The following is a 23,288-nucleotide window of genomic DNA, read 5'->3' on the forward strand; positions in this document are numbered from 1 at the left end:
GCGCGACACCTCGGCGATTGCTCGTTCGCGATGCCGTGCTCGCCTCGCTGGTGCTCGCCGTCGGGCTCGTCCCGGTTCCGGTTCTCCTCCTGCCCGCCGCGCACATCGGCTGGGTGATCGCACTCGCGTGCTGGGCGGCGTCGCTGGTCCCGGCCTGCTGGCGGTGGCCGGTCGCGACGTTGCTGGCCACGGCACCGGTGTTCGCCGGCCCCAACTTCTGGGCCGCGGCCGTCCTTCCCGTCATCACCTTCGCGGCCGCTCGCCGCATCGCGCCCGCTCGTCGGCTGTGGCTCGCCGTGCTGGCCACCGCCGTCGCGGACTTCGCGCTCACGCTCGCGTTCGACTTGAGCAGCGCCGGCGGCTTCGGTGAAGTGGTCGCCGCGTACGCGGTGAGCGCGATGCTCCTGCTGGTGCTGCCCGCCGCCGTCGGGGCGATCCTCGGGCACCGCCGGCCACGCGTCCGCCTGCTCCAAGAGCGCAACGAGTACCTGGAGCGGGCGCAGCTGCTCACCGCGGCCAAGGCGCGCGTGGAGGAACGCGGGCACATCGCCGGCGAGATGCACGACATGCTCGGGCACCGGTTGAGCCTGATCTCGATCCACGCCGGTGCTCTCGAGCTCAGCGCCGCCAAGAACGCGCCAGAGTTGAGCAGCCAGGCCGAACTCCTGCGCACCACTGCCAGCAGCGCGCTGACCGAGCTCCGCGAGATCCTGGGCGTCCTGCGCGGCGCAGAGGAGTCCGATCTCGGCCCCGACGACCGCATCGGGACCCGGCCCGACGTCGAAGAGCTCGTCGCGGAGTCCAGGGCCGCGGGCATCGACGTCGACCTGCGGTGGACCGGTGCGGATCTCGACAGCGCGGACCCGCGCACCCGCCGCGCGGTGCACCGCGTGGTGCGCGAGGGCCTGACCAACGTCCACAAGCACGCCTCGTCCGCGCGCACCGGCGTGGAGATCGGCGTGGAGAGCGATCGGGTGCACGTCCGCGTGGTCAACGGGCCTGCGCAGGCCGGTGGGCGGCTTCCCGGCACCCGGAGCGGGCTCGTGGGGCTCGACGAGCGGATCGCGCTGCTCGGCGGGAGCTTCCACAGCGGACCGACCCCCGAAGGCGGTTTCCTCGTCGCGGCGGCGATTCCCACCCGACCCGCGGGCACCGACCGAGCTGAGCCTTCGGCCCTGCCCGATCAGCTGCCACCGGAGCCGCTGGCCGCGGAGGCGCTCACGTGGCCACGCGTCCTCGGGGCCGGTTGCCTCGGCCTGCTGGCGCTCCTGCCGGTCATCATCGGGCTGGCGGTGCTGGTCGTCGCGCTGGCGATCAGCTGATCACGGCCGGTCGGCGAGCAGACCGGCGTCGTGGGCCAGGATCGCGGCCTGAACCCGGTTCGCGCAATCCAGCTTGGTGAGCACGCGGCTCAGGTGCGCCTTCACCGTGCCCGCGCTGATGTAGAGCTCGCGCGCGATCTCGGCGTTCGACAGCCCGGAACCGACCAGGCACAGCACGTCGCGCTCGGCGTCGGAGAGCTGGTCGGTCTTGCGCCGCGCCGCCGAGGTGCGATCGGTGCCCGAGCGCAGGTGGCGCTCGATGAGCCTGCGGGTGATCTGCGGGGCGAGGATGGATTCGCCCTCGGCCGCCAGCCGCACGGCCCGGATCAGCTCGCTCGGCCCGGTGTCCTTCAGCAGGAATCCCTTGGCCCCGGCGCGCAACGCCCGCGCCACGTGACCGTCCTCGCCGAAGGCGGTGAGCATGACGACGTTGGTGTGCGGGGATTCGCGAACGATGTCCTCGACCGCACCGAGCCCGTCGCGGCCCGGCATCTGGATGTCCAGCAGCGCCACGTCGACGACCTGCTCCCGGCACGCCTGGACAGCGGCGCCGCCGTCCCCGACCTCGGCCACCACCTCCACGTCCGGCGCGTTGGCGAGGATGAGCCGGATGCCCGCTCGCATGAGGTTCTCGTCATCGGCAATGAGCACGCGGATCACCCGGCAATCCTAGAACCGGAAACACCGTCCAAACCGACCAGGTCGCCCTCGGCGGGCATCGCCGTGGAGACTCGATCTGCCGGCCGCGCGGAATCGGCGCAACCGGGCCGGGATCTCCTGCGTCCCAGGAGCTGACTTCCCAGCGACCAGGACGGAGTTCAGCAGCGTGACCGATCTCTACCGGATCTCCATCGACGAGAAGTCCGGCGCCGCACTGCGCGGCCGGGTGCACATGATCAACCCCGACGCGGGGTTCTTCCCGGAAGAACTCGACTTTCCGCTGCGGATCATCGTGGACGCATGGCACCGGATGAAGCACGGGTACTTCTTCACCGGTCACCACCTCGGGAACGACCGGCTGCCGATGCCGCGCGAGCGGGCGGCCGCGATCGCGACCGAGCACGAGATGAAGGAGGTCTTCGAAGAACTCCAGGCACTCGACGAGGGAGCCGAGATCCGCATCGAGCCGGAGGACGGCGCGATGCTCTCAGCGGCCGACGCCAAAGGCCCGGACGCCTACGAGCAGGCGAGCCGGCGCATCGCGGAGAAGTACGGGATGCAGTTCCGCATGAGGTGGATGAGCAACCGGGAGTGGTACATCCAGGGCGAGCGCGACGGTGAAGCGTTCCTCGACCGGGGCTACGAGATCATCAAGTCCTTCGAAGTGGGAGAACCGCACAACATGCCGCCCTTCTGGGACGCCGACGACGATTTCGCGGCGCCCGAAACCCTCGACGGGTACCCGTACGTCGAGTTCACCCTCACCGTGCGCGACGCCCGCTACCTCGCGCACATGTCGCGCGGCATGCACTGGGCGACGGCGATCTACGGTGAGCTCGAAGACTGACACCGAGGGAAACCGGTGCAGGCGCGCTGATCGGGTGCCCTGCTCGGGCCTTGCGAGCTCGAAGTCGCCACCCCGCCCGCCACTGGGCGTCGCAGCGCGAGCCTCCGCAGAGGCGACCGAGCGGTTGGCCTCGGCTTCCTCGCGTCGCCCGGGGCCGGTCGGCCGGGATTTCGTGGCCGACCGGCCATCGGGTCGTGGCCGATCGGCACGTGTTCGGCAGGTGATCGATCCCTACCTTCTGATGTGACGACCACGTCCGGAGGATGATCGACTTGTTGAGCGAACCGGCCACCGCCCGGAACTCCGCGCCGGAGGACGGCGTCCCGCACCACCTGCTCGGGCGCACCACCGCGCACCGGTGGTGGCGGCCGCTGGCGGAGCTGGTGCTGCTGCCGGTGCTGGCGATCGCGTTCTCGCTGCTGCTCTTCGGCGCCGCGTTCGGGCTCGCGGTGGCGTTCGGCGCCGAGATCGGCCCGGACCAGGGCTTCGCCGACCCGCTCTGGGAATTCGGCTTAGGATTCGCCTCCATCGCGATCCTGCTGCCCGCCATCGCCCTCACCGCCAGGTGGGCGGGCAAGCGGCGGCTGGGCACGGTGTCCAGCGTGGCCGGCAGGCTGCGCCTGCGGTGGCTGCTGGAGTGCCTGGGCTGGGCGCTGCTGGGCATCGGGCTGGCGATCGGCGTCGATCTCGTCCGCGGCGTGCCGTGGGATGCCGCGGCGTGGCCGGGCTGGCCCACCTTCCTGACGGTGCTGGTGGTGGCGCTGGCGCTGGTGCCGTTCCAGGCCGCCGCGGAGGAGTACCTGTGCCGCGGCTGGCTCGTGCAGACCCTCGCGTCGTGGACGCGGACCCCGTGGCCGGGCGTCGTGCTGAGCTCGGTGGTGTTCGCCGGACTGCACGACTACACCGAACCCTGGGTGCTCGGCGAGATGTTCCTGTTCGCGATGGCGATGTGCTGGCTGACCATCCGCACCGGCGGGCTGGAGGCCTCGATCGCGCTGCACGTGGTGAACAACGTCGTCCTCATCGTGCTCGAAGCCACCCAGGGCATCCCGGACCTCGACCGGAGCGGCGGCGGCTACACGCTCTGGGACGTCCTGCCCATCGCCGCCACGACGCTGCTCTACACCTGGTGGATCGACCGGCGCGCCCGTCGGCTCGGCCTGGCCACCAGGACCCGCTGACCCGACGACGCCCAGGAGGAATGACATGTCCCGAACGACGCTGCCGTGCACCGAGGTCTCCCGCGAGGTCGCCGAAGCGCTGACCGAGGCCTTCCGCGGAGCCATCCGGCGGGAGCAGCCCGCGGTGGGAACCGAGCACGTGCTCTCCGCGGTGCTCGACGGCGATTCAGCCGCCGGCAAGGTCCTCGCTCCCACGGTGCGCGCCAGCGGATCGATGATGGGCGTGATCCGGGCCAAGGGCATCGGCGATCACTGGGTGCACGACGACGATGCCGAACCGGTGCACGACCTCGCGGTGACCGGCCTGCTGCGCGAAGCGGAATGGGCGGCGCGGCGGAAGGACTCCGACGTGCCGCCGCCGACAGGTGCGTTGCGCGCGGCTCTCCGGCAAGCGCTGCTCTACGCCGACGAGCACGGAACTCCGCGGGCCAACACCGCGCACTTGCTGATGGGGCTGCTGCACACGCCCCAGAACCGGGCGCACGAGGCACTTCGCGAACGCCGGGTGGACCGCAGCGACGTCCTCGCCCGGCTGCGGGTGCACCCCAGCGCGCGGGAACCCGGCGAGCCGCCCCGCACCGACACCGCGCGAACGCTCCGCAAGATGGGGCTGCTCACCGGACGGCGCGGTCAGCTGTCCGTGCGCTTGGTCGCCAAGCTCTTCGGCAACGGCGCACCGGTGTTCATGGTGCTCCGGCTGGAAGCCCGCCGTCAGGCGATCCGGCTCGGGCACGGCGAGGTTACGACCGCGCACCTGCTGCTCGCCGTTCTCGCGCTCGACGAGCAGCTCACCGCCGCCGGGGAGCGGCTCTCGCCGGAACTGGCCGGGAGCGGCAACGCCGCCGAACTCCTCCGGTCCCGCGGAGTCACGCTGCACGCGGCGGCCAGCGTCGCGCTCGACCTGGCCCCGGCGGCCGGAGAACTCCCGCGCGCAGGAGAATTCCCCGAAGACGGTGCGCTGGTGAAGGTGCTGACCAAAGCCCGGTGGCGGGCCGAGGAGAACGGCGTTCCCGCGGGCACCGACGTCCTGCTCGCCGAGCTGCTGGCCGAACCCGAGGGCCTGGCCGCCGCCCTGCTGACCGGCCTCGGCGTCGACACCGACGACCTGGTGTGACCGGGAGCGCTGCGCCCGCCGGTCGGGCGGGCGCAGCACCGGCTCAGGAGCGGCTGGACTTCTCGAAGTAGTCGAGCAGCGCGGCCTCCGGCGCGGCCACCTCGACCGGTGCTCCGCCGTTGCGCAGGGATTCCGTCGCCGCGCAGCCGGTGGCGACCGCTTCCCGGGCCGCGATCGGCGAGGTGACGGTCGGCACCCCGGCGCTCACGAACTCCAGGAACTCGGCCACGATGCGCGGGTCGGCGCCACCGTGCCCGCCGCTGGCGCGCTCGACCTCCACCACCCGGTCGGCCTCCGGCGCGTAGCCGCGGTGCCTGCGGTTCCACACCTTGACCACCGCGCCCTCGCCGTCGCCGAAGTTCTCCAGCCGGCCCTCGGTGCCGATGACGGTGTAGTTGCGCCAGTAGTCCGGCGTGTAGTGGCACTGCTGGTAGCTGGCCAGCACGCCGTTGTCCAGCTGCAGGTTGACCAGGTTCAGGTCCTCGACGTCGACCACCGGGTTCAGGCCGGTCTGGCTCAGCGGCGGCCAGTTCTGCTGGTACTCGGCCCAGTCGTGGCCGGTCTTGTAGACCTCGTGCTCGTTGCGGTCGGTGATCTCGCCGTAGACGGTCAGCGCACCGAGCGCGTTGACGCGCCTGCTGTAGCCGCCCGCCAGCCAGTGCAGGACGTCGATGTCGTGCGCGCCCTTCTGCAGCAGCAGGCCGGTGCTCTTGCTGCGGTCGGCGTGCCAGTCCTTGAAGTAGTAGTCGCCGCCGTGCCCGACGAAGTGGCGGCACCACACCGACTTCACCTCGCCGATCGCACCGGAGGTGATCAGGTCGCGCATGGTGCGGATCACCGGCATGTGCCGCATGTTGTGCCCGACGTAGAGCTTGCCGCCGGTGCGCTCGGCCGCCGCCAGCACGCGGTCGCAGCCCTCGGTGGTGATGGCCAGCGGCTTCTCCAGGTAGACGGCGATGCCGGCTTCCAGGCAGCGGATCGCGTGCTCCTCGTGCAGGTGGTCGGGGCTGACCACGAACACCGCATCCAGCTCGCCGTCCAGCAGCTCGTCGAGCGAGTGCGTCACCCGGACGTCGCCGTCGTAGCGCTGCGCGGCGGCCGCGGCGCGCGCCGGGTCCGGATCGGACACCGCGACGATCCGCGATCCCTCGCCGGGCCGGTGGGCGTGATCGGCGATCCCCACCCGGAGCCCGCACCCGAGCACACCTGTCCTGACGTCCATGAGCCACCTTCCGCACGACCGGCACGACTGCGCGCAGTTGTCACAAGCTGATTGTTTGCAGCTTATATCGATCACTTGCGCGCAATCCACCCTATGTTCTCCCACCCGTCCGCACCAGCCCCGGGCGTCCGGCGCGCGCAACAGCGCCGGGGGAACCCGCGGGCGGCGAGACGCCACCGCGGATTCCCCCGGCAACCCGGTTCAGCTGGAGACCGACGTTCCGACCGCGTCAGCCGGCAGCAGTGCTCCCCTCACCTCCCGCTCGGGTGCCAGCGCCGACCGGAGGCGGTGTCGGGATCGGCAGCGCGGTGCCGAAGTCCGGGCTGCGCCGCATCGACCAGCGCACCAGCGGCCCGGTGGCCGCCGTCGTGATCACCGCGACCAGCACGAGGACGGTGTACGCCAGCTGGTTGATCAGGCCGGCCTCGTGACCGATGGTCAGCACCACCAGCTCGGTCACGCCGCGGCAGTTCATCAGCACCCCGAACCGCAACGCCTCGGCCGCGGGCAGCCCGGCCAGGCGGACCGCGCCGCCCGCGCCGACCAGCTTGGTCACCACGGCCGCAACCAGCACCACCAGCAGCACCAACCAGGCCAGCGGCGCCGTGCCCAGCAGTCCCACCGAGGCCTTCAGCCCGACGCCGGCGAAGAACACCGGCAGCAGGACGATCAGCGTGAAGCCCTCCAGCCGCTCGCTGATCCGCTCCACGGCCGGCGAGTTGCGCGGAACCGCGACGCCGAACAGGAAGGCGCCGACGACCGGGTGCAGCTCGATGGCCTGGGTAAGCGCGGAGTAGCCGATCGCTCCCGAGACGAGCACCACCGCCAACGACTGGTTCGACCCGAGCTTGCGCACCAGCACCGCGAGCAGCGGACGCACGCAAAGCGCCGTGACGATCACGAGCGCGGTCGCCAGCAGCACGATCCGCAGGCCGTGACCGCTAGCGCCCTGCCCGGCCAGCAGGAACGCCAGGCTCAACCAGAGCAGCCCGTCACCGATCGCCGCGGCCGACAGCGACAACGCGCCGATGCTCGTCCGCTCCAGCTTCAGATCGGCGAGGAGCCGCGCCAGCACGGGCAGCGCCGTCACCGCCATGGCCAGCCCGACGAACAGCATCGTCTCCACCGGCGCATCGCTCGTGCCTGCGAACAGGTCACCGGTGACGAACACGATGCCCATGCCCGCGGCGCACGGCAGGGCCATGCCGCCGATCACCGCCGCGCCCACCACGCCCTTGCGCTCGATCCGGTCGGTGCGCAGTTCGCAGCCCAGCAGGAAGACGAAGACGACGAGCCCGAGCTGCGCCATCTTGTCGAGTCCTTCCAGCACCGACGGCGGGAACAGCAGCGCTCCTCCCCCCGGCCACAGCGCACCGAGCAGGGAAGGCCCCAGCAGCAGGCCGCCGACCATCTCGCCGAGCACCGACGGCTGGTGGAACCGGCGAGCCAGCGCGGCCAGCGCCTGGCAGGTCACCAGGATCACCGCGACCGCGATGAGGAAGCGGGTGACGGAATCCACGGCGTGCGATTCGGTCGCGGCCCACAGCGGCACCATGCCCGCGAGCGCCGCGACGCCCACGGCTGCCCCGAGCGCGGTCCGCACCCGGCCGGGCCTGCCGATCACGCCGTCGCTCCCCCGTGCACGGTCCGCGGCCGCAGCGAGCACCGCTCCTCGTCACCGCACCGCGCCAGGTGGTCCCGGCCGGAGTCGTCGAACTGGTCGGACATGCGCACTTCCCCTCGGTGAGCGGAAACAGTCGCCGCGACGGCGGGAATCACGACGGGCTCGACTGCGGCACCGGTTCGGCCCCGTCGACGAACAGCGCCCGGGCCTTCGACCGCTGCAGCTTGCCGCTGGTCGTCTTCGGGATGCTCCGCTTCGGGACCAGGTGGACCGCGGCGGTGAGGACGCCGGTCCGGGCGCTGATCGCGCTCCGGACGGCGCGGCGCAGCTCCTCGTGCTCCTCCGCTCCGAGCTCGGTCTCGACGATCAGGTGGAGCTCCTCGGAATCGCCGCCGTCGGGCCGGTGCCCGACCGCGACCACGGCGCCGAGGCGAACTCCGGGCACGGTCTCCGCGGCCTGCTCGAAGTCGGTCGGGAAATAGTTGGCACCGCGGATGATGATCAGGTCCTTGGCCCGCCCGGTGATCCGCAGACCGCCGTCCCGCAGGTAGCCGATGTCGCCGGTCTTCCACCAGTCCGGCGCGTCGACCGACGCGGCGGTCTCCTCCGGGAGGTCGAAGTAGCCGACCGTGCGCGAGGGTCCCCGGAACTGCACGTGCCCGATCCGGTCCTCCCCGAGGGCGACGCCGTCGGCGTCGACGACGCGGACCTCCGTGCCGGGCACCGGTTCACCGCAGTCGACGACCCGCAGCGCGTCCGCACCGTGCGGATCGACGTCGACCACCCGCGCCTCGGCGACGGCGACCTGGCGGTCGATGGAGTCGTACCGCAGCGGCGCGTCCGCTCTGGTGGAGGTGATGACCAGCGAAGCTTCCGCCATGCCGTAGGCGGGCACCAGCGCGTTGGAGGGCAGGCCCCACCGGGCGAAGCGGTCGAGGAAGCGCTGCACGGTGGCCGCTTGGACGGGTTCCGCCCCGCACAGCGCCGCGCGCCAGCACGACAGGTCAACGCCTTCGAGGTCCTCGTCGCGGATCCGGGCAGCGGCGTAGCCGAAGGCGAAGTTCGGCGCGGCGGAGAACGCGCCGCGGTAGTCGTTGATGTGCTGGAGCCACTCGACGGGCGCGCGGAGGAACCGGGTGGAGGGCATCAGCACGGCGTGCCCTCCGTTGTAGACCGGGCACAGCAGCCCCACGATCAGTCCCATGTCGTGGTACAGCGGCGCCCAGCTGACGGTCGGGTCGGCGTCCGTCCAATCGAGACAGCTGGTGAACTGCTCGCAGTTGGCCGCCAGGTTGGCGTGCGAGATCATGACGCCCTTGGGCCTGCCCGTCGAACCCGAGGTGCACTGGATCACCGCCAGGTCGTCGACGTCCGGCAGGCGGGCCGGATGTGCCGGCGCGTCGCTCGCGGTGGCGCGCGCCAGCAGCGCGGCACCGTCGATCAGGCTGGTGCCGGCGATCTCGGGAAGCGCGTCGAGCACCGCTGTCGTGGTGATGATCGCGGCGGGCCGCAGGTAGTCCGCGAGGTCCAGCAGCGGACCTTCGAACCCCGCGGCGCCTCCGAAGCGCGCGGGCACTGCGATCGCCGTCGGTATCGCGCCCAGCAGCTGGGTGCCGAAGAACGCGGTGATGAACTCCGGCCCCGTGGGCAGGCATAGCACCACCCGGTCGCCGTGGCCGACCCCGTGCTCCGCGAGGGCCGCCGCGGCGCGCGCGGCGGCCCCGACGAGGGCGTCGTAGCGCAGCGTTTGCGCTCTGCCGGGCTCCGGGATCAGCGTCACCCCGGTTCCGTCGGCACCGCGTTCCGCGTGCGCCAGCAAGGCGTGCAGGATGCTGGGGAAGCGCGGGAGTACCGTGGTCATCCGTTCTGCTCCTCGGTGGTCTCGCTCGATCGATCGACCCACGGCTGCACCGAGACGTCGTCGGCCACGATGCGGGCGGGGTGGAAGCCGTGCCGGACGGCCAGCTCGCGAGCGGCCAGCACGCCCGCGACGGACAGTCCGCCGTAGGACGGGCTCGCGGTGGCCACGTCGAAGCCGAGCATGATCGTTTCGGCCATGCAGGAGTACGCGGTTCCCGGCGGCAGCGTGATGCCCGGGAAGTGGGGCGCCTGCTCGCCCGGGAACCCGACTCGGCCGCCGGACACCACGGTGACGTTCGGGAGTCCCTCCACCGCCGGGTGCACGTCGCCGGGCACCGCGAGATCGCAGACGAGCACCTCTCGGTCGCCGGCGAGGTGCTCCGGCCGGATCACCGGGTCGGCCGAGTTGGTCGCGGTGACCACGATCGGGCAGTCCCGCAACGCGCCGAGATCTTCGGCGATCGAGACGTCCGCGAGGTGGCCGAGCCGGTCGGCCACCCGGGCCAGCCGCCGCGCCGAGCCGGGCCGGCCGACCAGCAGCAGCGATTCGCAGTGCGGCGCGACGAGTTCGGCCATCACGGCGCCGATGTTGCCGATTCCGCCGACCAGCCCGACCCGGCGCGCACCGGCGCCGGCCCGGGCCAGCTGCCGCTGGAGGAGGTCGTGGGCGCAGGCGGCGGTCAGCGAGTTCCCGGAGGTCACCCTGATGTCGTCCTCGACGACGTCCCGCGCTGCGCTGGTGACGATGGAGGTGTGGCCGCCGAGCCCGATGACCTCGGCGCCGAGCGAAACACCCAGCTCCACCGCGTCGAGCACGGTCCGGCGCAGCCAGGCCCCGTGCCCGGCCTGCAGCGCGGCGACGGCTTGGGCGGCGGTGAACGGCGCCGCCACCATGATGACCTCGACCTCGCCCCCGGCCGCCGACCTGATGCGGTGCCGCGCGACCTCGTAGGGATCGAGCTCGCCCCACATCCGGTCCAGCGCCGCCGCGCACTGCTCCTCCGACCAGGCGGCCAGTTCCGGTGCCAGGGACCACACCTTGGCCGGAACGTCCACATTGGCCAGGAAGGCCACGCGCGGCACGTCGGCCCGGCGCCCGCCGCCGGGCTCCGGCCGGTCGCGACGCGGCAGCGGCACGTGCTGCTTCGGCCGCCAAGCGGTGGTCGCGGGCGTGGTCAGGTGCTCCAGCAGGGTGGCGTAGTCGCCCTTGGCCAGCAGTCCCGCGACGTCCTCGAAGGCGGTGGCGATCCGGTCCACCTCCGCCGGTTCGAGCAACGCCGACGGCTGGATGCGAACGGTCGTGGGAGCCGACAGGGTGGGGATCACCCTGATCCGGTGCGCGTGCAGCAACCTGCCCGCGATCAGGTAGCCGAGCGACTCGGAGTCGAACACCTCCCGCAGCAGGCCCGAATCCGGTTGCGGGAGAACGAATTCCACGCCCAGCAGCAGTCCGCGGCCCCGCACCTCGACGATGGCGTCCGGCCACCGCTGCGCCACCTCCGACAACCGGTCGCGCAGCAGCTCGCCCAGCTCGACGATCCGGTCGCGGTAGGCGGCGGAGAGCTCCACCGCAGCCGTCGCGATCCGCGACGAGAAGTCGTCGTCGGCGAAGGTGGAGGTGTGGTGGCGGCCGAACTCCGGCACGTACCGGCGCTCGTCGACCAGCAGCGCCGAGATCTTGGCCAGCCCGCCGCCGAGCGACTTCGAGAAGAGGTAGTAGTCGGCGACCACCCCGGAGCCCTCGGAGGCGAGGAACGTGCCGGTGCGCCCCATGCCGCACTGGATCTCGTCGAACACCAGGGCCGCCTCGTGCCGGTCGGCCAGCTCGCGCAGGGCCGCGAGCACCTCGACCGGGACCTCGTGCACCCCGGACTCGCCCTGGATCGGTTCGACGAAGGCGGCGGCGAGCGGGGACAGCCGGCGGGCGGCGGAGTGCGGCACCCCTGCGGCATCGACGCTGATCGAGCAGATCTCGACGAGTTCGGCGTCGAGAGCGGTCACCACCGCGCCGGGCGCCCAGTCGTCCAGGCGCCGGTGCCGCGGCCCCGGCACGTGCAGATCGGCGGGCACGTTGCCGCCGTGCGTCAGCGAGCCGGCGCCGGTGGTCTTGCCGTGGAAGGCGTTGCGCAGCGAGACGAACAGCGGGTCCACCCGCCGCATCCCGGCGATCCGGTCGAGGGCCTCGCCCAGTACCTCCGCGCAGCGCCTCCCGGCCGCGGGCCCGCTCGCGCACGGGACGTCGGCGAGGCCGTCCCGCCGAATCCGCCGCAGCGACCGCTCGAACTCCTCCTGCAGCGCGGCGAGTCGCCGCCTCCGCTCGACGGTCGCGTGCTTCACCGCGCCTTCCACCGCGTCCGCACCGGTGCTGCCGAGGGTGACCACGTAGCTCGCACCGGTCGTCGACCCGACGACCGCCGACAACCGCTCCGCCAGCTCGGCCGCCCCCGGGCGCACGCTGGCCTGCGCGTTGAAGGGCAGCTGCTCGTCGAGGCACCGCCGCGCCACGTCGAGCAGCGCCGGGTGGTTGTGGCCGAACAGCGACGAACCCGCACCGCCGACCAGGTCCAGCACCTCGGTCCCGGAGTCGCCCGGCGATCCCGCGGTGAGGTGGTCGCCCCGACCCGCCAGGTAGGTCACGTCCAGGTTGAGCGCGCGGAAGAGCCTGGCGAACTCCGGCCGGGCGTACCGCGCGAAATCGGCATCGGTGTTCATGCGGCGCCGTCTCCCCGCGCACCGCGCACCGCCCGCGACGCGGTGACCTGGTCCGCGACGTCGCGCAGCGTCAGCATCAGCGCCGCCTGCTCGTCGGAGATGTCCACGTCGAACAGCGACTCCATCTCCACCACCAGGTCGATGGAGCGGACGGAGTCCAGCCCGTAGTCCACGAGCGGGGCGTCCGGGTCGAGTTCGCTCACCTGCAGGCGGCGGCGGAACAGTTCGCCGACCACCTCGAGAACATCGCGGTCCATTGTGCTCCCTCCCCTGGGATCGGTGCACCGCACCCGCTACCGGTGCGGGCGTCTGGAGCCACGGCGAACCGGACGCTCACCGCCGGATCGCCAGGGCGAACGAGAGCTCCGCCGCCGAGCGGACCCGCACCGGCACCTGCGCGCCGCGGTAGGAGGCGATCAGCTCGCCGCCGACCGGGCTGAGCTCGGCCTGCCAGAACAGGAACTCGCCCGCGCCTTCGATGCCGCTGATGGCCTTGAAAGCCGCTTCCTTCGCGGCGAAGAGCTCGCGCGGGGTGTACTCCCCCACCGGCGGGAGCAGCGTTCGCCGCTCCCGCGCACGAAGCACGAACGCGGTCACGCGAGGACCGATGTCCGCGCTCTCCACGTCGACACCGACCGACGCGGCGCCGGGAACCACCACGGCTACCGCCACGCGATCGGTGTGCGAGATCGAACCCGGGAAGCCGGGCGGGAAGCGCGGCCGGCCGTCGGGCGCGCGGGGCACGGTCCGGACGGCCGACCCGGCCGCGGCCAGCGCCGCCGAAGCAGCCCTCCGCCCGGCGGCGGACTGCTCGCGCGGCCCGTGCGGCCGCCGCACCCGGCGCCATTCGACCACGGCACCGGCTGCGGCGGGGACTTCCAGCTCAACGCTCACCGGCGGCGCTCCTCACCCGCGCAGCGCCGCGATTTCCGGCACACCGCCGAACAGCTCGCCCGGCAGCGCGCGGATGCGCTGCCGGGGCTCGATCGCCGCTTCAAGCATGCGCTTCCACTTCCTCGACGAACTCGCGCACGATCGCCTGGAAGCCCTCGGCGTCGTCGAGGAAGGGGACGTGGCCGGCGTTCGGCATCATCGCGCAGCGACCGTTCGGGAACAGCGCGGCCAGTTCGCGCCCGCGCGTCGGGCTCAGCAGGATGTCGTCGTCACCGAGGACGATCAGCGTCGGTGCCTCGATGCGGGACAGCAGCGCGGGGTCGGTCTCGCCCTGCTGGACGAGGGTCAGGCCGTTGGTGAGCTCCTCGGGCGTGGACATCGCCAGGAAGGCTTCCCGCAACCCCAGGAAGCCCGGCGTGCCCGACTCCTCGTTCATCTCCCCGCTGATCACCTCGGGGTACATCTGGCCGTACAGCGCGGTCATGCCGTGGTGCTCCAGCGTCAGCAGCCAGGACCGGTTCAGCTGCCGGTGGCGCCGCATGCCGCGCAGGCCGAGGACCGGACCGGCCAGGACCAGGCCCCGGACGCGCTCCGGGTACGCCAGGGCGACGTCCCTGGCGAGCTGGGTGGAGGCGGAGGTGCCGATCAGGTGCGCCGACTCGATCTCCAGCGCATCGAGCAGGCCGACGACGTCTTCGGCGTGCTCCTCCCAGGTCGGCTCCTGCGCGACGCGCGAGGAAGCTCCGTGGTTGCACATGTCGTAGGTCACGACGCGGCAGCTCCGGCTGAGCTCCTCGGTGTACTCGCGCCAGAACGGGCTGTTGATGAAGAAGTTGTTCAGGCACACGACGGCGGTGCCCTCGCCGCTGGACTCGTAGTAGAGCTCGACACCTTCCCTCGTGGGGATTCGCGGTGCGCCCTCGCGGTAGGACAGGTCGTGTTCCTGTTCTGCACCGGCTGACATCAGACTCCGCTCACTCCTCGATCTCGGCTCCGGTCGGCGGCAGGACCCGGGCGAATTCGGCGACCACCTCGGCCGCGGTCGGTTCGCCGGAAACGGCGGCGCAGGACAGGCCGCAGTACATCGCCATCTCCTCGATGCGGCCGCTGGTCGCATCGGTCGGCACCGCGGAGCTGAACCGCGGCACCAGGTACGGCTTGCCCTCGACCACCGTCTTGCCGATGAACTTCGCGGGCTGCTGCGGATCGCTGGTGACGGCCGTCGCCAGCACGCGATGCCTGCGCCCCGGCCACCCGATCTCGTAGACGTCGGTGATCACCGTGTCGACCGCGTCGGCTGCGGTGATCGCTTCCTTGAAGTAGGCGTGCGCCCGCGATTCGCGCGTGGCCACGAACACCGTGCCCAGCAGCACGCCGTCGGCCCCGGCCGCGAGCGCCCGGCCCGCCTCCTCCGGCGAGCCGATCCCGCCCGCGGCCACGAGGCAGGCGGCAGGCACCTTCTCGCGCAGCTCGGCGACCAGTTCGTCCCGGCTGGACTCGCCGAGCAGGTGACCGCCGGCCTCGATCCCCTGCACGACGACCACGGCGCCCCGCTCGGCCGCGCGCACGCCCTCGTCCACGGTTCCGACCTGGACGACGAGCTGCCTGCCCGCCGCGGCGATCCGGTCGAACACCGCATCGCCGGGCAGGCCGAACAGCGAGAGGTGCACCTGCGGTGGTGTCTCGTCGAGCACCTGCGCCACCTGCTGGTCGAGCTCGTCCGGCCCGACGACCTCCGGGATCAGGTTCACCCCGACCGGCCGGTCGGTGCCGGAGGTCAGCCGCGCGAGCATGGCCGACAGCTGGTCGCCGACCAGCTTGTAGCCGCCCGCGCAGCCCGCGGCGCCCGCGTTGGACACCGCGCAGGCCAGCTCCGGCCCGGCGACCCCGCCCATGCCCGACTGCAGCAGGCTCACCTCGATGCCGAGCACCTCGGCCGCCGTGGCACGCATCAGCTCAGGCCCTCGACCGCGGACAGCGCGGCCTCGGTGCCGCCGAACCGCTCCGTCAGGGTGTGCACCCACCGCTCCAGGCCGAAGGCCAGGCAGCTGGTGTGCGCCGTGTCGCCACCGGCCTGGATGGCGCACCGCTCGCCGAAGAAGTTCCGGTGGTAGTTGACCGAGCCGATCGCCAGGCCGTCGACGACGAACTCCTCCTTCACCGGGAACAGCTTCTGCATCTTGGCCTTGCCGCTGTTCTTGTCGAAGAACGGGTCGGTGGCGACTGCGAGCTTCACCTCCAGCCCGAGCTCGGCGCACAGGGCCGTCACGGCCTCCTTGGCCCGCTCCAGGTGCTGCTTGGCGCGGTCCTCCGGCCCGATGCAGACGATCTCGCGCATGGAGAAGCCGTGCAGCCGCTGCAAACCGTCGTAGTGGTCCTCGTTGCGGAAGCACGTCGCGACGGTGCAGCGCATCGTCCCGTCCGCGGGCAGCGTCGAACCGGCGAGGTCCGCGTAGATCGCGTAGCACGCCGCCGACGGCAGCGCGAACCCGGACGGTTCCATCACCTCGGTCGGGATCCGGTCGACCGGCCGCTGCGACTCGGACAGCGCGGCACCGAGCCGCGCCGGGTCGAGCCGGGTGGCGGCCAGCCCCAGGTGCGGGAAGTTGTCGTAGTAGTCGAACTTGTCGAGGTCCTGGCTGCGGACCAGGTGCGGGTACCGGAACTCCGGCACGTCCCAGCGGTCGGCGAAGCGCAGGAACACGGCGTCGATCGCCCGCAACAAGCGGAGTTGGCCGCCGTCGAGGACGCTCAGTCCGTTGTCGGTCGCGATGGTCATAGCGCTGCTTTCTGATCGAAGAACCGGGCTGCGATCGCGTTGAGGGTGCGGAAGTCGTCCAGATCCAGGTCTTCCGGGTCGATCGAGTCCCCGGTCAGCTCCTCCAGCAGGAAGATGAACTCGACGAAGGCCAGCGAGTTGATTGCCCGGCTGTCGATCAGGTCCAGATCGGCGGGCAGCTCGCCGAGCTTGGGGTTGCGCTCCCGGATGAACTCCCGGACCGCCTCCATCGGGTCGGTCATGACTTGATCACTTCCCGGCCGACGCCGGACTTGGTCAGGAACTTCCGGGTCCGCTTCAGCACCTGGTCGTGCGCCTCGATCCGGGCCGGGTGCGCCAGCGCGCGCCGCCGCAGCGCCAGCGCGTCCGGGATGCCCGCGTCCCGGTAGGCGGCCGGGTTGTAGAGGGTGCCGATGCTGTACTGCAGGTAGTTCTCGAGGTACTCGGCGACCACCGGCACCTCGTCCGGGTCGCGCTTGGCCACCTGCTCCAGCAGCTTCACGAAGATCATCCGGCCGAACGCCACGTGCCGGCTCTCGTCCTGGTGGTGCACCCGGTTGATCTCGCGGGCGATGTGCGGCAGCGTCTGGTCGGTCGCCATGTGCGCGTTGTAGTAGTCGACGATCTCCTCGAAGATCAGGATCCGCGCGAACACGATCATCTCGCGCGCCACCTCCGAGAGGTGGTCGACCGAGTCGGCCTTCAGCGTCGGCTGCGCCGGGTAGAGCTTTCCGCCGTAGCGCAGGCAGAACTGCGCGAAGAACCACATGTGCTCGTTCTCCTCACCGATGAAGTGGTGGAGGAATTCCGAGACGTTGGCGTAGGTCCGCTCGTGGATGCGCATCACGACTTCGCTCATCAGCTCGCGGATGCCGTGGATGTTGAGGCTGAAGAAGTTGATCGCCTCGTACTTGGTCAGCTCGATCTGCTGCTCGCGGGTCAGCTCGTCCCACATCGGCGTGCCCGCCAGCGTGGTGAGGCTCTCGCTCATCCACGGCATGCCGGGTTCGATGGACTCGGGCCAGTCGAACATCGTGTACGGGTTGTAGTAGCCCGACTCGGCCATCTGCTCCAGCCGGTCCAGCTCCAGCACGACCGGCTCGATGGTGGTTGCTGCCATTGTTGTTACTCGTCCTTCCCCGAAAGTGGGTTCTTCAACGCGCCGACCGAATGTCCGCACGCACCTGCGCCGGCGTCTGCGAACCGCATTCGTGGTGACCGAATGCGGCGTTGCCGGAAGCGGTGGACGGAATCACCTTGTTGTAGACCGACCCGAGGCACAGCTCCTGGAACTCCGCCGTGTCCGCCGACAGCCGCGCGGCCAGCTGGGACTTGGCGATGTCGACCGTCCGGACCGCGCCGTCGTCGTCCTCGACCTCCACGCAGGCGTGCGGCAGGTCCAGCGCACCGCCGAGCACGCCGCAGAACCAGCCCCGCTTCGCCTCGGCCCGGTACCCGGCCGACCGGAAGCGCTCGGCCAGGAACAGGCTCGCCGCGATGCAGCTGGTCGCGCCGAGGGCGTGCACCAGCTGGTAATCGGCCTGCATCGGGACGGGGATCATCTGCCAGCGGTAGCCGGCGTCGAGGTAGTCCTGGGTCAGCTTCCGCAGCACCGGCGAGACGATCGGAGTGCGCGCGCCGGTGGTGGTGATCGTCGCGGCGTACTCGGCCGTTCCCGAACTCGGCTGCGGCGTCGTCGCGACCTCGGCGCGTCCGCCGTACCGGGCGACGTCCGGGGCTTCGAAGTGCCAGGGCGCGGCCCCGGCGCAGTCGACGCACTCCAGCTCGACCTTGAAGTCCCACGACTTCTCCCGCAGCAGCGCGTCCACCGGACGCCCGGCGAACCGGAAGAGCATGCGGAACGCGAGCTCCGGCTGCGTGTTCCCCTTGTTCGAGTACATGCCGAGGTTGTACAGATCGTTCGCGTCGAAATGACGCACTCCCGATCGGTCCTCGAACGGCAGTCCCGCATCGACGAGCCGGTCGATCTCCACCGATTCGCAGCGCAGCATTTCCCGCGCCACGGATTCCGGCTGAGCCCTGCTGGAATATTCAGCCGGAATGAATTCGATGGATTCCGCCACTTTCTCCCATGGGGTGTCCTGGGATACCGCTTGGTGCGCCACAGTCAATCTCCCCGAACAGCACGACCGCGCCGACAGTCCGGCGCCTGCCATCGCCGCGACACCGCCGAAAGACTTTCGGGGGCCACCGCGATCGATCTGGTTAACGAGAGCGCTCCGCGCGAGCCATCCACCCGAATCAGCGGAACGCGATCCAGCCTAGCAGCAGCCGTCGGCGCCACCATAGATTATTTTTGCACGCGTACCCGTGCGTTTCACATCCACCGCTTGGAGAAATAAACGCCCGGCAGTCACCTCTGTTATCTAGCACAGTATTTCCGGATACCGGTAGCATTCCGTCCGCCGCGCGAGCGGGACCTCCATTCGCTCCGCACCCGCGCCGGCGCGGCGAGCCGCCGATCCACCGCCGGCCGGGCCTCCGGGCGCGGTGCCTCCCATCCCGGTCCCGCCGCGGCGTCCGGCCGGACCGGCGCGACCGACAACCGAGCTAGCCAGGAGGGCTGCGATGCCTTTGGACCGGATGCTGCACAACCTCATCAAGTGGCAGCGCGCCGAGGGTCCGCCGACCCCGGTCCGGGCGCTGACCGTCGAGGAAGCCCGCGAGCGGTACCTGCGCAACGCGATCCGCCCCCGCTCGGCGGGCGGTGGCGCGCACGCGGCCGTGTCCACCGCGGACCGGATGGTCGACAGCGCCGACGGATCGTCGTTCCGGGTCCGGGTGTACGCACCGGAGACCGACGAGGGCCGGGTCCTGACCTACTTGCACGGCGGCGGGTGGTCGCTCGGCGACGTCGACAGCCACGACTGGGCGTGCCGCACCGCGGCGGTGTCGCTGGGCGCCGTGGTCGTCTCGGTCGACTACCGGCGCGCGCCGGAGTTCCCCTACCCCACGCCGCTGCACGACGCGATGACCGCTGCCCGCTGGACCGCCCGGTGCTTCCCCGGGCGGGAACACGTGATCGCCGGAGACAGCGCGGGAGCGAACATGGCGCTCGGCGTCGCGCTCGACGCCCGCGACACCGGCGACGTCGAGTTCGCCGGCCAGCTGCTGGTCTACCCGGTAGTGGATCCGACGCTGCGGTTCGCGTCGAACTCCGCTTGCGCGGAGGGGTATCTGCTGAGCGTGGACGACCTGGCCCACCACTACGACCAGTACCTCCCCGATCCGCGGCGGCGCAGCGACCCCGCGGTCGACCTGCTCAACGCCGACCTCCGGAACCTGCCGCCGACGGTGGTCGCCACCGCCGAGTTCGACCCGCTCCACGACGAGGGGGTCGAACTGGCCGAGAAGTTGCGCGCCACCGGGGTGCCGGTTCGCCACGTGCCGGGCCCCGGCCTGGTGCACGGCTACTTCCTGATGCAGGACATCGTGCCCGCGGCATCCGCGCGCGCCCGCCTGGTCCTCGACGAGCTGGCCGCCGTGCTGAGCCCGGAGCGCGGCGCGAAGCCGGTCCCCTTCGGATAAGCACAGCACCTCGCGGCGCCGCGCAGGGCTTCGGCCCGCCGGCGCCGCATTCACGTCCGGGGCCGGTCCGCCCGGACACCGTTGCGCTCCTCCCGCGCCGAACTCATCAGCCGGGTGATCCGCCGCCGGGCGGCGACCGGATGAATAGTCGGCGATGAACGGGAGATGAGTGAAAGTGAAAACTCTTCTGTTAGCCGGACCCCGGAAGCTTTCCCAAATCTTTCAACGCACCCCGGTTCCGACCCCGACAGCGCGGACAACTCGACCGCGGCACCACTTCGTTCCCGTCGTGGAACGGAGCTCGCCCGCACCCGGTCACGAACAGCGCGAGGACCTGCGCAAAAGCCGGAAGGAAGGGCGACCTCACAACTCGATCCCAGTACCGCGCGACTCGCCCGAACGGAAGCAGGGACTTTCGACCAACAAGCCGATCGGCTACTCAATCCGGGTCGTGGATTGGGGATTGACTCGCCATTTCGTACACGTATGATAAGGCCGACTCACATGATCCAACTCGGGCGAGTTCCCTGGGGGCCTCTAGTGGAAATCGACGTTATGGTGTCCGACGACCTGCAACTGTCGCGCCTCGGACTCACTGCCTTACTCGAGCAAAACGAGGAGATGCGAGTTGTCAGCGCGGTCGAGGGTGGTCTCGATGCGCTGGAGTTCGCCGAGAAGCACCGGCCGGATGTCGCGATCATAAGCTTCGAAGGACCGGACAACGATGCGATAGCAATTGCCGAGAAGATCGCCAGCCTCCCGGAGTGCCGGAGCCTGCTGCTGTCCACCGCGTTCAGCAGGTCGATCGTCCGCCAGGCCTTCACCAGCGGCATCGACGGCATGGTCCAGCGGAGCGCGCCACCGCGCCAGTTCTTCGACGCGATTCTCCGGGTGTACCGGGGCGAGCGGGTCTTCGACCCGGAATTGACGGTCGCCGCGCTGGGGAACGAGGGATGCCCGCTGAGCTCGCGGGAGTTCGCCGTTCTCGAGCACGTTGCCCGTGGCGACACGGTGGGCGAGATCGCCGCCCGGTTGCACCTCTCCGAGGGAACCGTGCGGAACTACGTTTCCTCCGTGGTCGCGAAACTGGGTGCGCGCAATCGCATAGACGCTCTGCTCATCGCGCGGAACTTGAATTGGATCTGAATTCCGGGCCGAAAGCCGCAACGAATTCCGAGATTGCGCTCGGAAAATCGCTGGAACGACTTTCAACGCATTGATTCCCGTTCCGGTCGAAATCCGGAACGGCGAGCCGGTCGGCGCGGGGATCAACGGCAGATCACCGCGCTCCCGCCCGGGAGCAGGCCGGACCGACCCGGGCAGGAGCGTCCGGAGGATGCCGCGGGTCCCCCGCTGCGGGCTTCCGGCCGGTTCCGACCGGGCCCGCGACGGGAGACCGAGCCCGCGGCAGGCGGCCGGCGAAGCCCGCCGGCGCCCCATCCGCGATGCCGCGTCCGCCCGCTCGTCCTCGACGACGAGCGGACGCGATGTGCCAGTCGAACGCACGGACATAGCGCGATCAGTCCAGTTGGAGTTCCGGAGAATGCAGCTCCAGCCAGGTGTGCACGTCGAGCACCCGCTCCAGAGCGCCCCGCATGGCCACCGACATCCGCGCCGGGTCCTGCGCCACGGCCTGCTGCGCCCAGAGCCGGTCGATCAGCGCGAAGACCTCCGAACCCGGATCGGCGACCAGTTCCTTCACCTGCTGCTGCAGGATCGCCGCGTAGCCGGGGTTCTGCGTCGACGGGAACGGGCTCTTGACCCGCTCCACCACCGACCGGGGCATCACGTGCGCCGCGGCGTGGCGCAGCAGGCTCTTCTCCCGGCCGTCGAACGTCTTCAGCGACCACGGCGCGTTGTAGACGTACTCGACCAGCCGGTGGTTGCAGAAGGGCACCCGCACTTCGAGGCCGACCGCCATCGACAACCGGTCCTTGCGGTCCAGCAGGGAGCGCACGAAGCGCGTCAGGTGCAGGTGGAACGTGGTGCGCATGCGCCTGTCCAGCTCGGACTCGCCGTCGAGGTGCTCGACCTCGGCGAGCGCCGTCGCGTACTGGTCGGCGGTGTAGGTCCGCACGTCGAGCCGCTCGCGCAGGCCGGGTTCGACGTGATCGGTGCGGCCCTCCAGGCTCAGCGGCGGGATCACCGTCATCCACGGGAAGGTGTCGGAAGCGGCCGCCGCTTCCCGGTGCAGCCAGGGGTACCCGCCGAACACCTCGTCGGCCGACTCCCCCGACAGCGCCACCGTCGAGTGCTCCCGGATCGCCTTGAACAGCAGGTAGAGGGAATTGTCGAGATCACCGAACCCGTTCGGGATGTCCCGGGCCGCGACGGCCGCGCGCCGCACCGCCGGGTCCGACAGCTCGGCGGGGTCGAGCACCACGTCCCGGTGCGAGGACCCCACGTGCTCCACGACGTCCCGCACGAACGGCGAGTCGGGGGTTTCGCGCATCTCGTCGGGGACGAAGTTCTCCTCCTGGCCGACGAAGTCCACCGAGAAGCTGCGCACCTGCTCACCGCGCAGCGCCAGCCGCTCCGCCGCGAAACCGGTGATGGCGCTGGAATCGAGCCCGCCCGAGAGCAGCACGCACTGCGGCACGTCGGAGATCAGCTGCCGGTCGATGATGCCGGTGAGCAGCTCCCGCACGCGCGCCACGGTGTCCTCCTGGCCGTCGGTGTGCTCGGCCGCGCGCAGGCGCCAGTAGGTCCGCTGCTGGATCCCGTTGCGGGACACCGTGATCAGCGTGCCGGGCAGCATCTCGTGCATGCCCTTCCACAGCGCCCAACCGGGAGTCTTGGTCTGCGCGAACAGCTCTCGCAGCCCGTCGGTGTCGACCACCTTGCGCACCAGCGGATTCGCCAGGATCGCCTTCGGCTCGGAACCGAAGAGCACGCCGTCCGGCGTCGGGTGGTAGAAGAGCGGCTTGATCCCCATGCGGTCGCGCACCAGGACCAGCTTCTGGTCGCGCTCGTCCCAGATGGCGAACGCGTACATCCCGTCGAGGTGATCGACGAAGCTCTCGCCCCACTCCAGGTAGCTGCGGAGCACCACCTCGGTGTCGCTGTCCGTCCGGAACGCGTGCCCGAGGCCCTTGAGCCGATCGCGCAGTTCCTGGAAGTTGTAGACCTCCCCCGAGTACACCAGGGCGACATCGCCCGCCGGGGTGCGCTCGATCATCGGCTGCGTTCCGCCGGGCAGGTCGATCACGGCCAGGCGCCGGTGCCCCAGTGCGACGTGGGTGCGCAGGTACGTACCGCCGGAGTCCGGCCCGCGACAGGACATCGTCCCGGTCATCGCGTCGAGCGCGTCACCCCGATGCGTCAGATCGGCGTCGAACGACACCCAGCCCGCAATCCCGCACATCTCACAACCTCGTTTCCCGCATGCGTTTCCGACACGCGTCGCGACCGCACGGCGATCCCGGAGCGATCACTGCGGGCGGTTCTGGAGGTGCAGCCGGCACGACCCGCTCGCGATGAACCGCGCCGGGCGAAGCTTCACCCGGCTCCCGCCGGGCGGGCGC

The 23,288-nt window shown here is 71.0% G+C and carries 20 protein-coding genes; 6 read left to right on the forward strand and 14 right to left on the reverse strand.

Annotated elements, in window-relative coordinates:
* Positions 1-17: 17 nt before the first annotated feature.
* Positions 18-1,322, forward strand: coding sequence for a sensor histidine kinase (locus C4T78_RS10550; RefSeq protein WP_218161651.1), 1,305 nt, complete (start codon positions 18-20; stop codon positions 1,320-1,322).
* On the opposite strand, the gene C4T78_RS10555 is transcribed toward C4T78_RS10550, so the two are convergent.
* A complete protein-coding gene (locus C4T78_RS10555) occupies positions 1,323-1,982 on the reverse strand; it encodes a response regulator (protein WP_093355714.1) in 660 nt (219 codons plus the stop codon).
* Between the two features lie 166 nt (positions 1,983-2,148).
* Here C4T78_RS10555 and C4T78_RS10560 point away from each other — a divergent pair, with 166 nt between their 5' ends.
* The 3 genes from C4T78_RS10560 (at position 2,149) to C4T78_RS10570 (ending at position 5,124) form a co-directional block, all read left to right on the forward strand.
* Positions 2,149-2,829 carry a hypothetical protein gene (locus C4T78_RS10560; protein WP_093355716.1) on the forward strand — a complete coding sequence of 227 codons (681 nt, stop codon included), beginning with the start codon at positions 2,149-2,151 and terminating at the stop codon, positions 2,827-2,829.
* 272 nt (positions 2,830-3,101) lie between these two features.
* Positions 3,102-4,010: a CPBP family intramembrane glutamic endopeptidase gene (locus tag C4T78_RS10565; RefSeq protein WP_146194837.1), complete on the forward strand. Its 909-nt coding sequence runs from the start codon at positions 3,102-3,104 to the stop codon at positions 4,008-4,010.
* 25 nt (positions 4,011-4,035) lie between these two features.
* Complete coding sequence (locus C4T78_RS10570; protein ID WP_093355721.1) at positions 4,036-5,124, forward strand: Clp protease N-terminal domain-containing protein; 1,089 nt, start codon at positions 4,036-4,038, stop codon at positions 5,122-5,124.
* A 43-nt stretch (positions 5,125-5,167) separates the two neighbouring features.
* Here C4T78_RS10570 and C4T78_RS10575 read toward each other — a convergent pair whose 3' ends face one another.
* From C4T78_RS10575 to C4T78_RS10630, 12 genes are all read right to left on the reverse strand, one after another.
* Positions 5,168-6,346, reverse strand: coding sequence for a Gfo/Idh/MocA family protein (locus tag C4T78_RS10575; RefSeq protein WP_093355724.1), 1,179 nt, complete (start codon positions 6,344-6,346; stop codon positions 5,168-5,170).
* Between the two features lie 229 nt (positions 6,347-6,575).
* Positions 6,576-7,970, reverse strand: coding sequence for a cation:proton antiporter domain-containing protein (locus C4T78_RS10580; protein WP_235863689.1), 1,395 nt, complete (start codon positions 7,968-7,970; stop codon positions 6,576-6,578).
* 151 nt (positions 7,971-8,121) lie between these two features.
* Positions 8,122-9,831, reverse strand: a complete 1,710-nt coding sequence (locus C4T78_RS10585; protein ID WP_093355728.1) for a fatty acyl-AMP ligase — start codon at positions 9,829-9,831, stop codon at positions 8,122-8,124.
* The gene (locus tag C4T78_RS10590; RefSeq protein ID WP_093355731.1) at positions 9,828-12,542 is read right to left on the reverse strand and encodes an aminotransferase class III-fold pyridoxal phosphate-dependent enzyme; all 2,715 of its coding nucleotides are present in this window, start codon (positions 12,540-12,542) and stop codon (positions 9,828-9,830) included. Before C4T78_RS10590 ends, C4T78_RS10585 begins: the two co-directional genes overlap by 4 nt.
* Positions 12,539-12,799 carry an acyl carrier protein gene (locus C4T78_RS10595; protein WP_093355733.1) on the reverse strand — a complete coding sequence of 87 codons (261 nt, stop codon included), beginning with the start codon at positions 12,797-12,799 and terminating at the stop codon, positions 12,539-12,541. Before C4T78_RS10595 ends, C4T78_RS10590 begins: the two co-directional genes overlap by 4 nt.
* Positions 12,800-12,875: 76 nt before the next feature.
* Entirely contained in the window at positions 12,876-13,436 is a 561-nt protein-coding gene (locus tag C4T78_RS10600; protein WP_093355736.1) for a 4'-phosphopantetheinyl transferase superfamily protein, read from the reverse strand.
* A 100-nt stretch (positions 13,437-13,536) separates the two neighbouring features.
* Positions 13,537-14,400: an alpha/beta fold hydrolase gene (locus C4T78_RS10605; RefSeq protein WP_103908108.1), complete on the reverse strand. Its 864-nt coding sequence runs from the start codon at positions 14,398-14,400 to the stop codon at positions 13,537-13,539.
* A gap of 10 nt (positions 14,401-14,410) precedes the next feature.
* A complete protein-coding gene (locus C4T78_RS10610) occupies positions 14,411-15,388 on the reverse strand; it encodes an NAD(P)H-dependent flavin oxidoreductase (protein WP_093355740.1) in 978 nt (325 codons plus the stop codon).
* Positions 15,388-16,215 carry an aminoacyl--tRNA ligase-related protein gene (locus tag C4T78_RS10615; RefSeq protein WP_093355742.1) on the reverse strand — a complete coding sequence of 276 codons (828 nt, stop codon included), beginning with the start codon at positions 16,213-16,215 and terminating at the stop codon, positions 15,388-15,390. The genes C4T78_RS10610 and C4T78_RS10615 overlap by 1 nt, the downstream gene beginning before the upstream one ends.
* Positions 16,212-16,457 carry a RidA family protein gene (locus C4T78_RS10620; RefSeq protein WP_235863690.1) on the reverse strand — a complete coding sequence of 82 codons (246 nt, stop codon included), beginning with the start codon at positions 16,455-16,457 and terminating at the stop codon, positions 16,212-16,214. Before C4T78_RS10620 ends, C4T78_RS10615 begins: the two co-directional genes overlap by 4 nt.
* A complete protein-coding gene (locus C4T78_RS10625) occupies positions 16,454-17,335 on the reverse strand; it encodes a diiron oxygenase (RefSeq protein ID WP_093355745.1) in 882 nt (293 codons plus the stop codon). Before C4T78_RS10625 ends, C4T78_RS10620 begins: the two co-directional genes overlap by 4 nt.
* 34 nt (positions 17,336-17,369) lie before the next feature.
* Positions 17,370-18,227: a hypothetical protein gene (locus C4T78_RS10630; protein WP_093355746.1), complete on the reverse strand. Its 858-nt coding sequence runs from the start codon at positions 18,225-18,227 to the stop codon at positions 17,370-17,372.
* A gap of 577 nt (positions 18,228-18,804) precedes the next feature.
* Here C4T78_RS10630 and C4T78_RS10640 point away from each other — a divergent pair.
* Together C4T78_RS10640 and C4T78_RS36355 are read left to right on the forward strand one after the other, a co-directional pair.
* Positions 18,805-19,764, forward strand: a complete 960-nt coding sequence (locus C4T78_RS10640) for an alpha/beta hydrolase (RefSeq protein ID WP_093355749.1) — start codon at positions 18,805-18,807, stop codon at positions 19,762-19,764.
* A gap of 540 nt (positions 19,765-20,304) precedes the next feature.
* Positions 20,305-20,910 (forward strand): response regulator transcription factor, encoded by a 606-nt coding sequence (locus tag C4T78_RS36355; protein ID WP_170210454.1) that lies wholly within the window; start codon positions 20,305-20,307, stop codon positions 20,908-20,910.
* Between the two features lie 373 nt (positions 20,911-21,283).
* Here the strand turns inward: C4T78_RS36355 and asnB are convergent, their stop codons facing one another.
* Complete coding sequence (gene asnB, locus C4T78_RS10650) at positions 21,284-23,128, reverse strand: asparagine synthase (glutamine-hydrolyzing) (RefSeq protein ID WP_093355755.1); 1,845 nt, start codon at positions 23,126-23,128, stop codon at positions 21,284-21,286.
* Positions 23,129-23,288 lie beyond the last annotated feature (160 nt).

Origin of the sequence: Saccharopolyspora kobensis (assembly GCF_900108315.1) — a bacterium.
Classification (GTDB): Bacteria; Actinomycetota; Actinomycetes; order Mycobacteriales; family Pseudonocardiaceae; genus Saccharopolyspora; species Saccharopolyspora kobensis.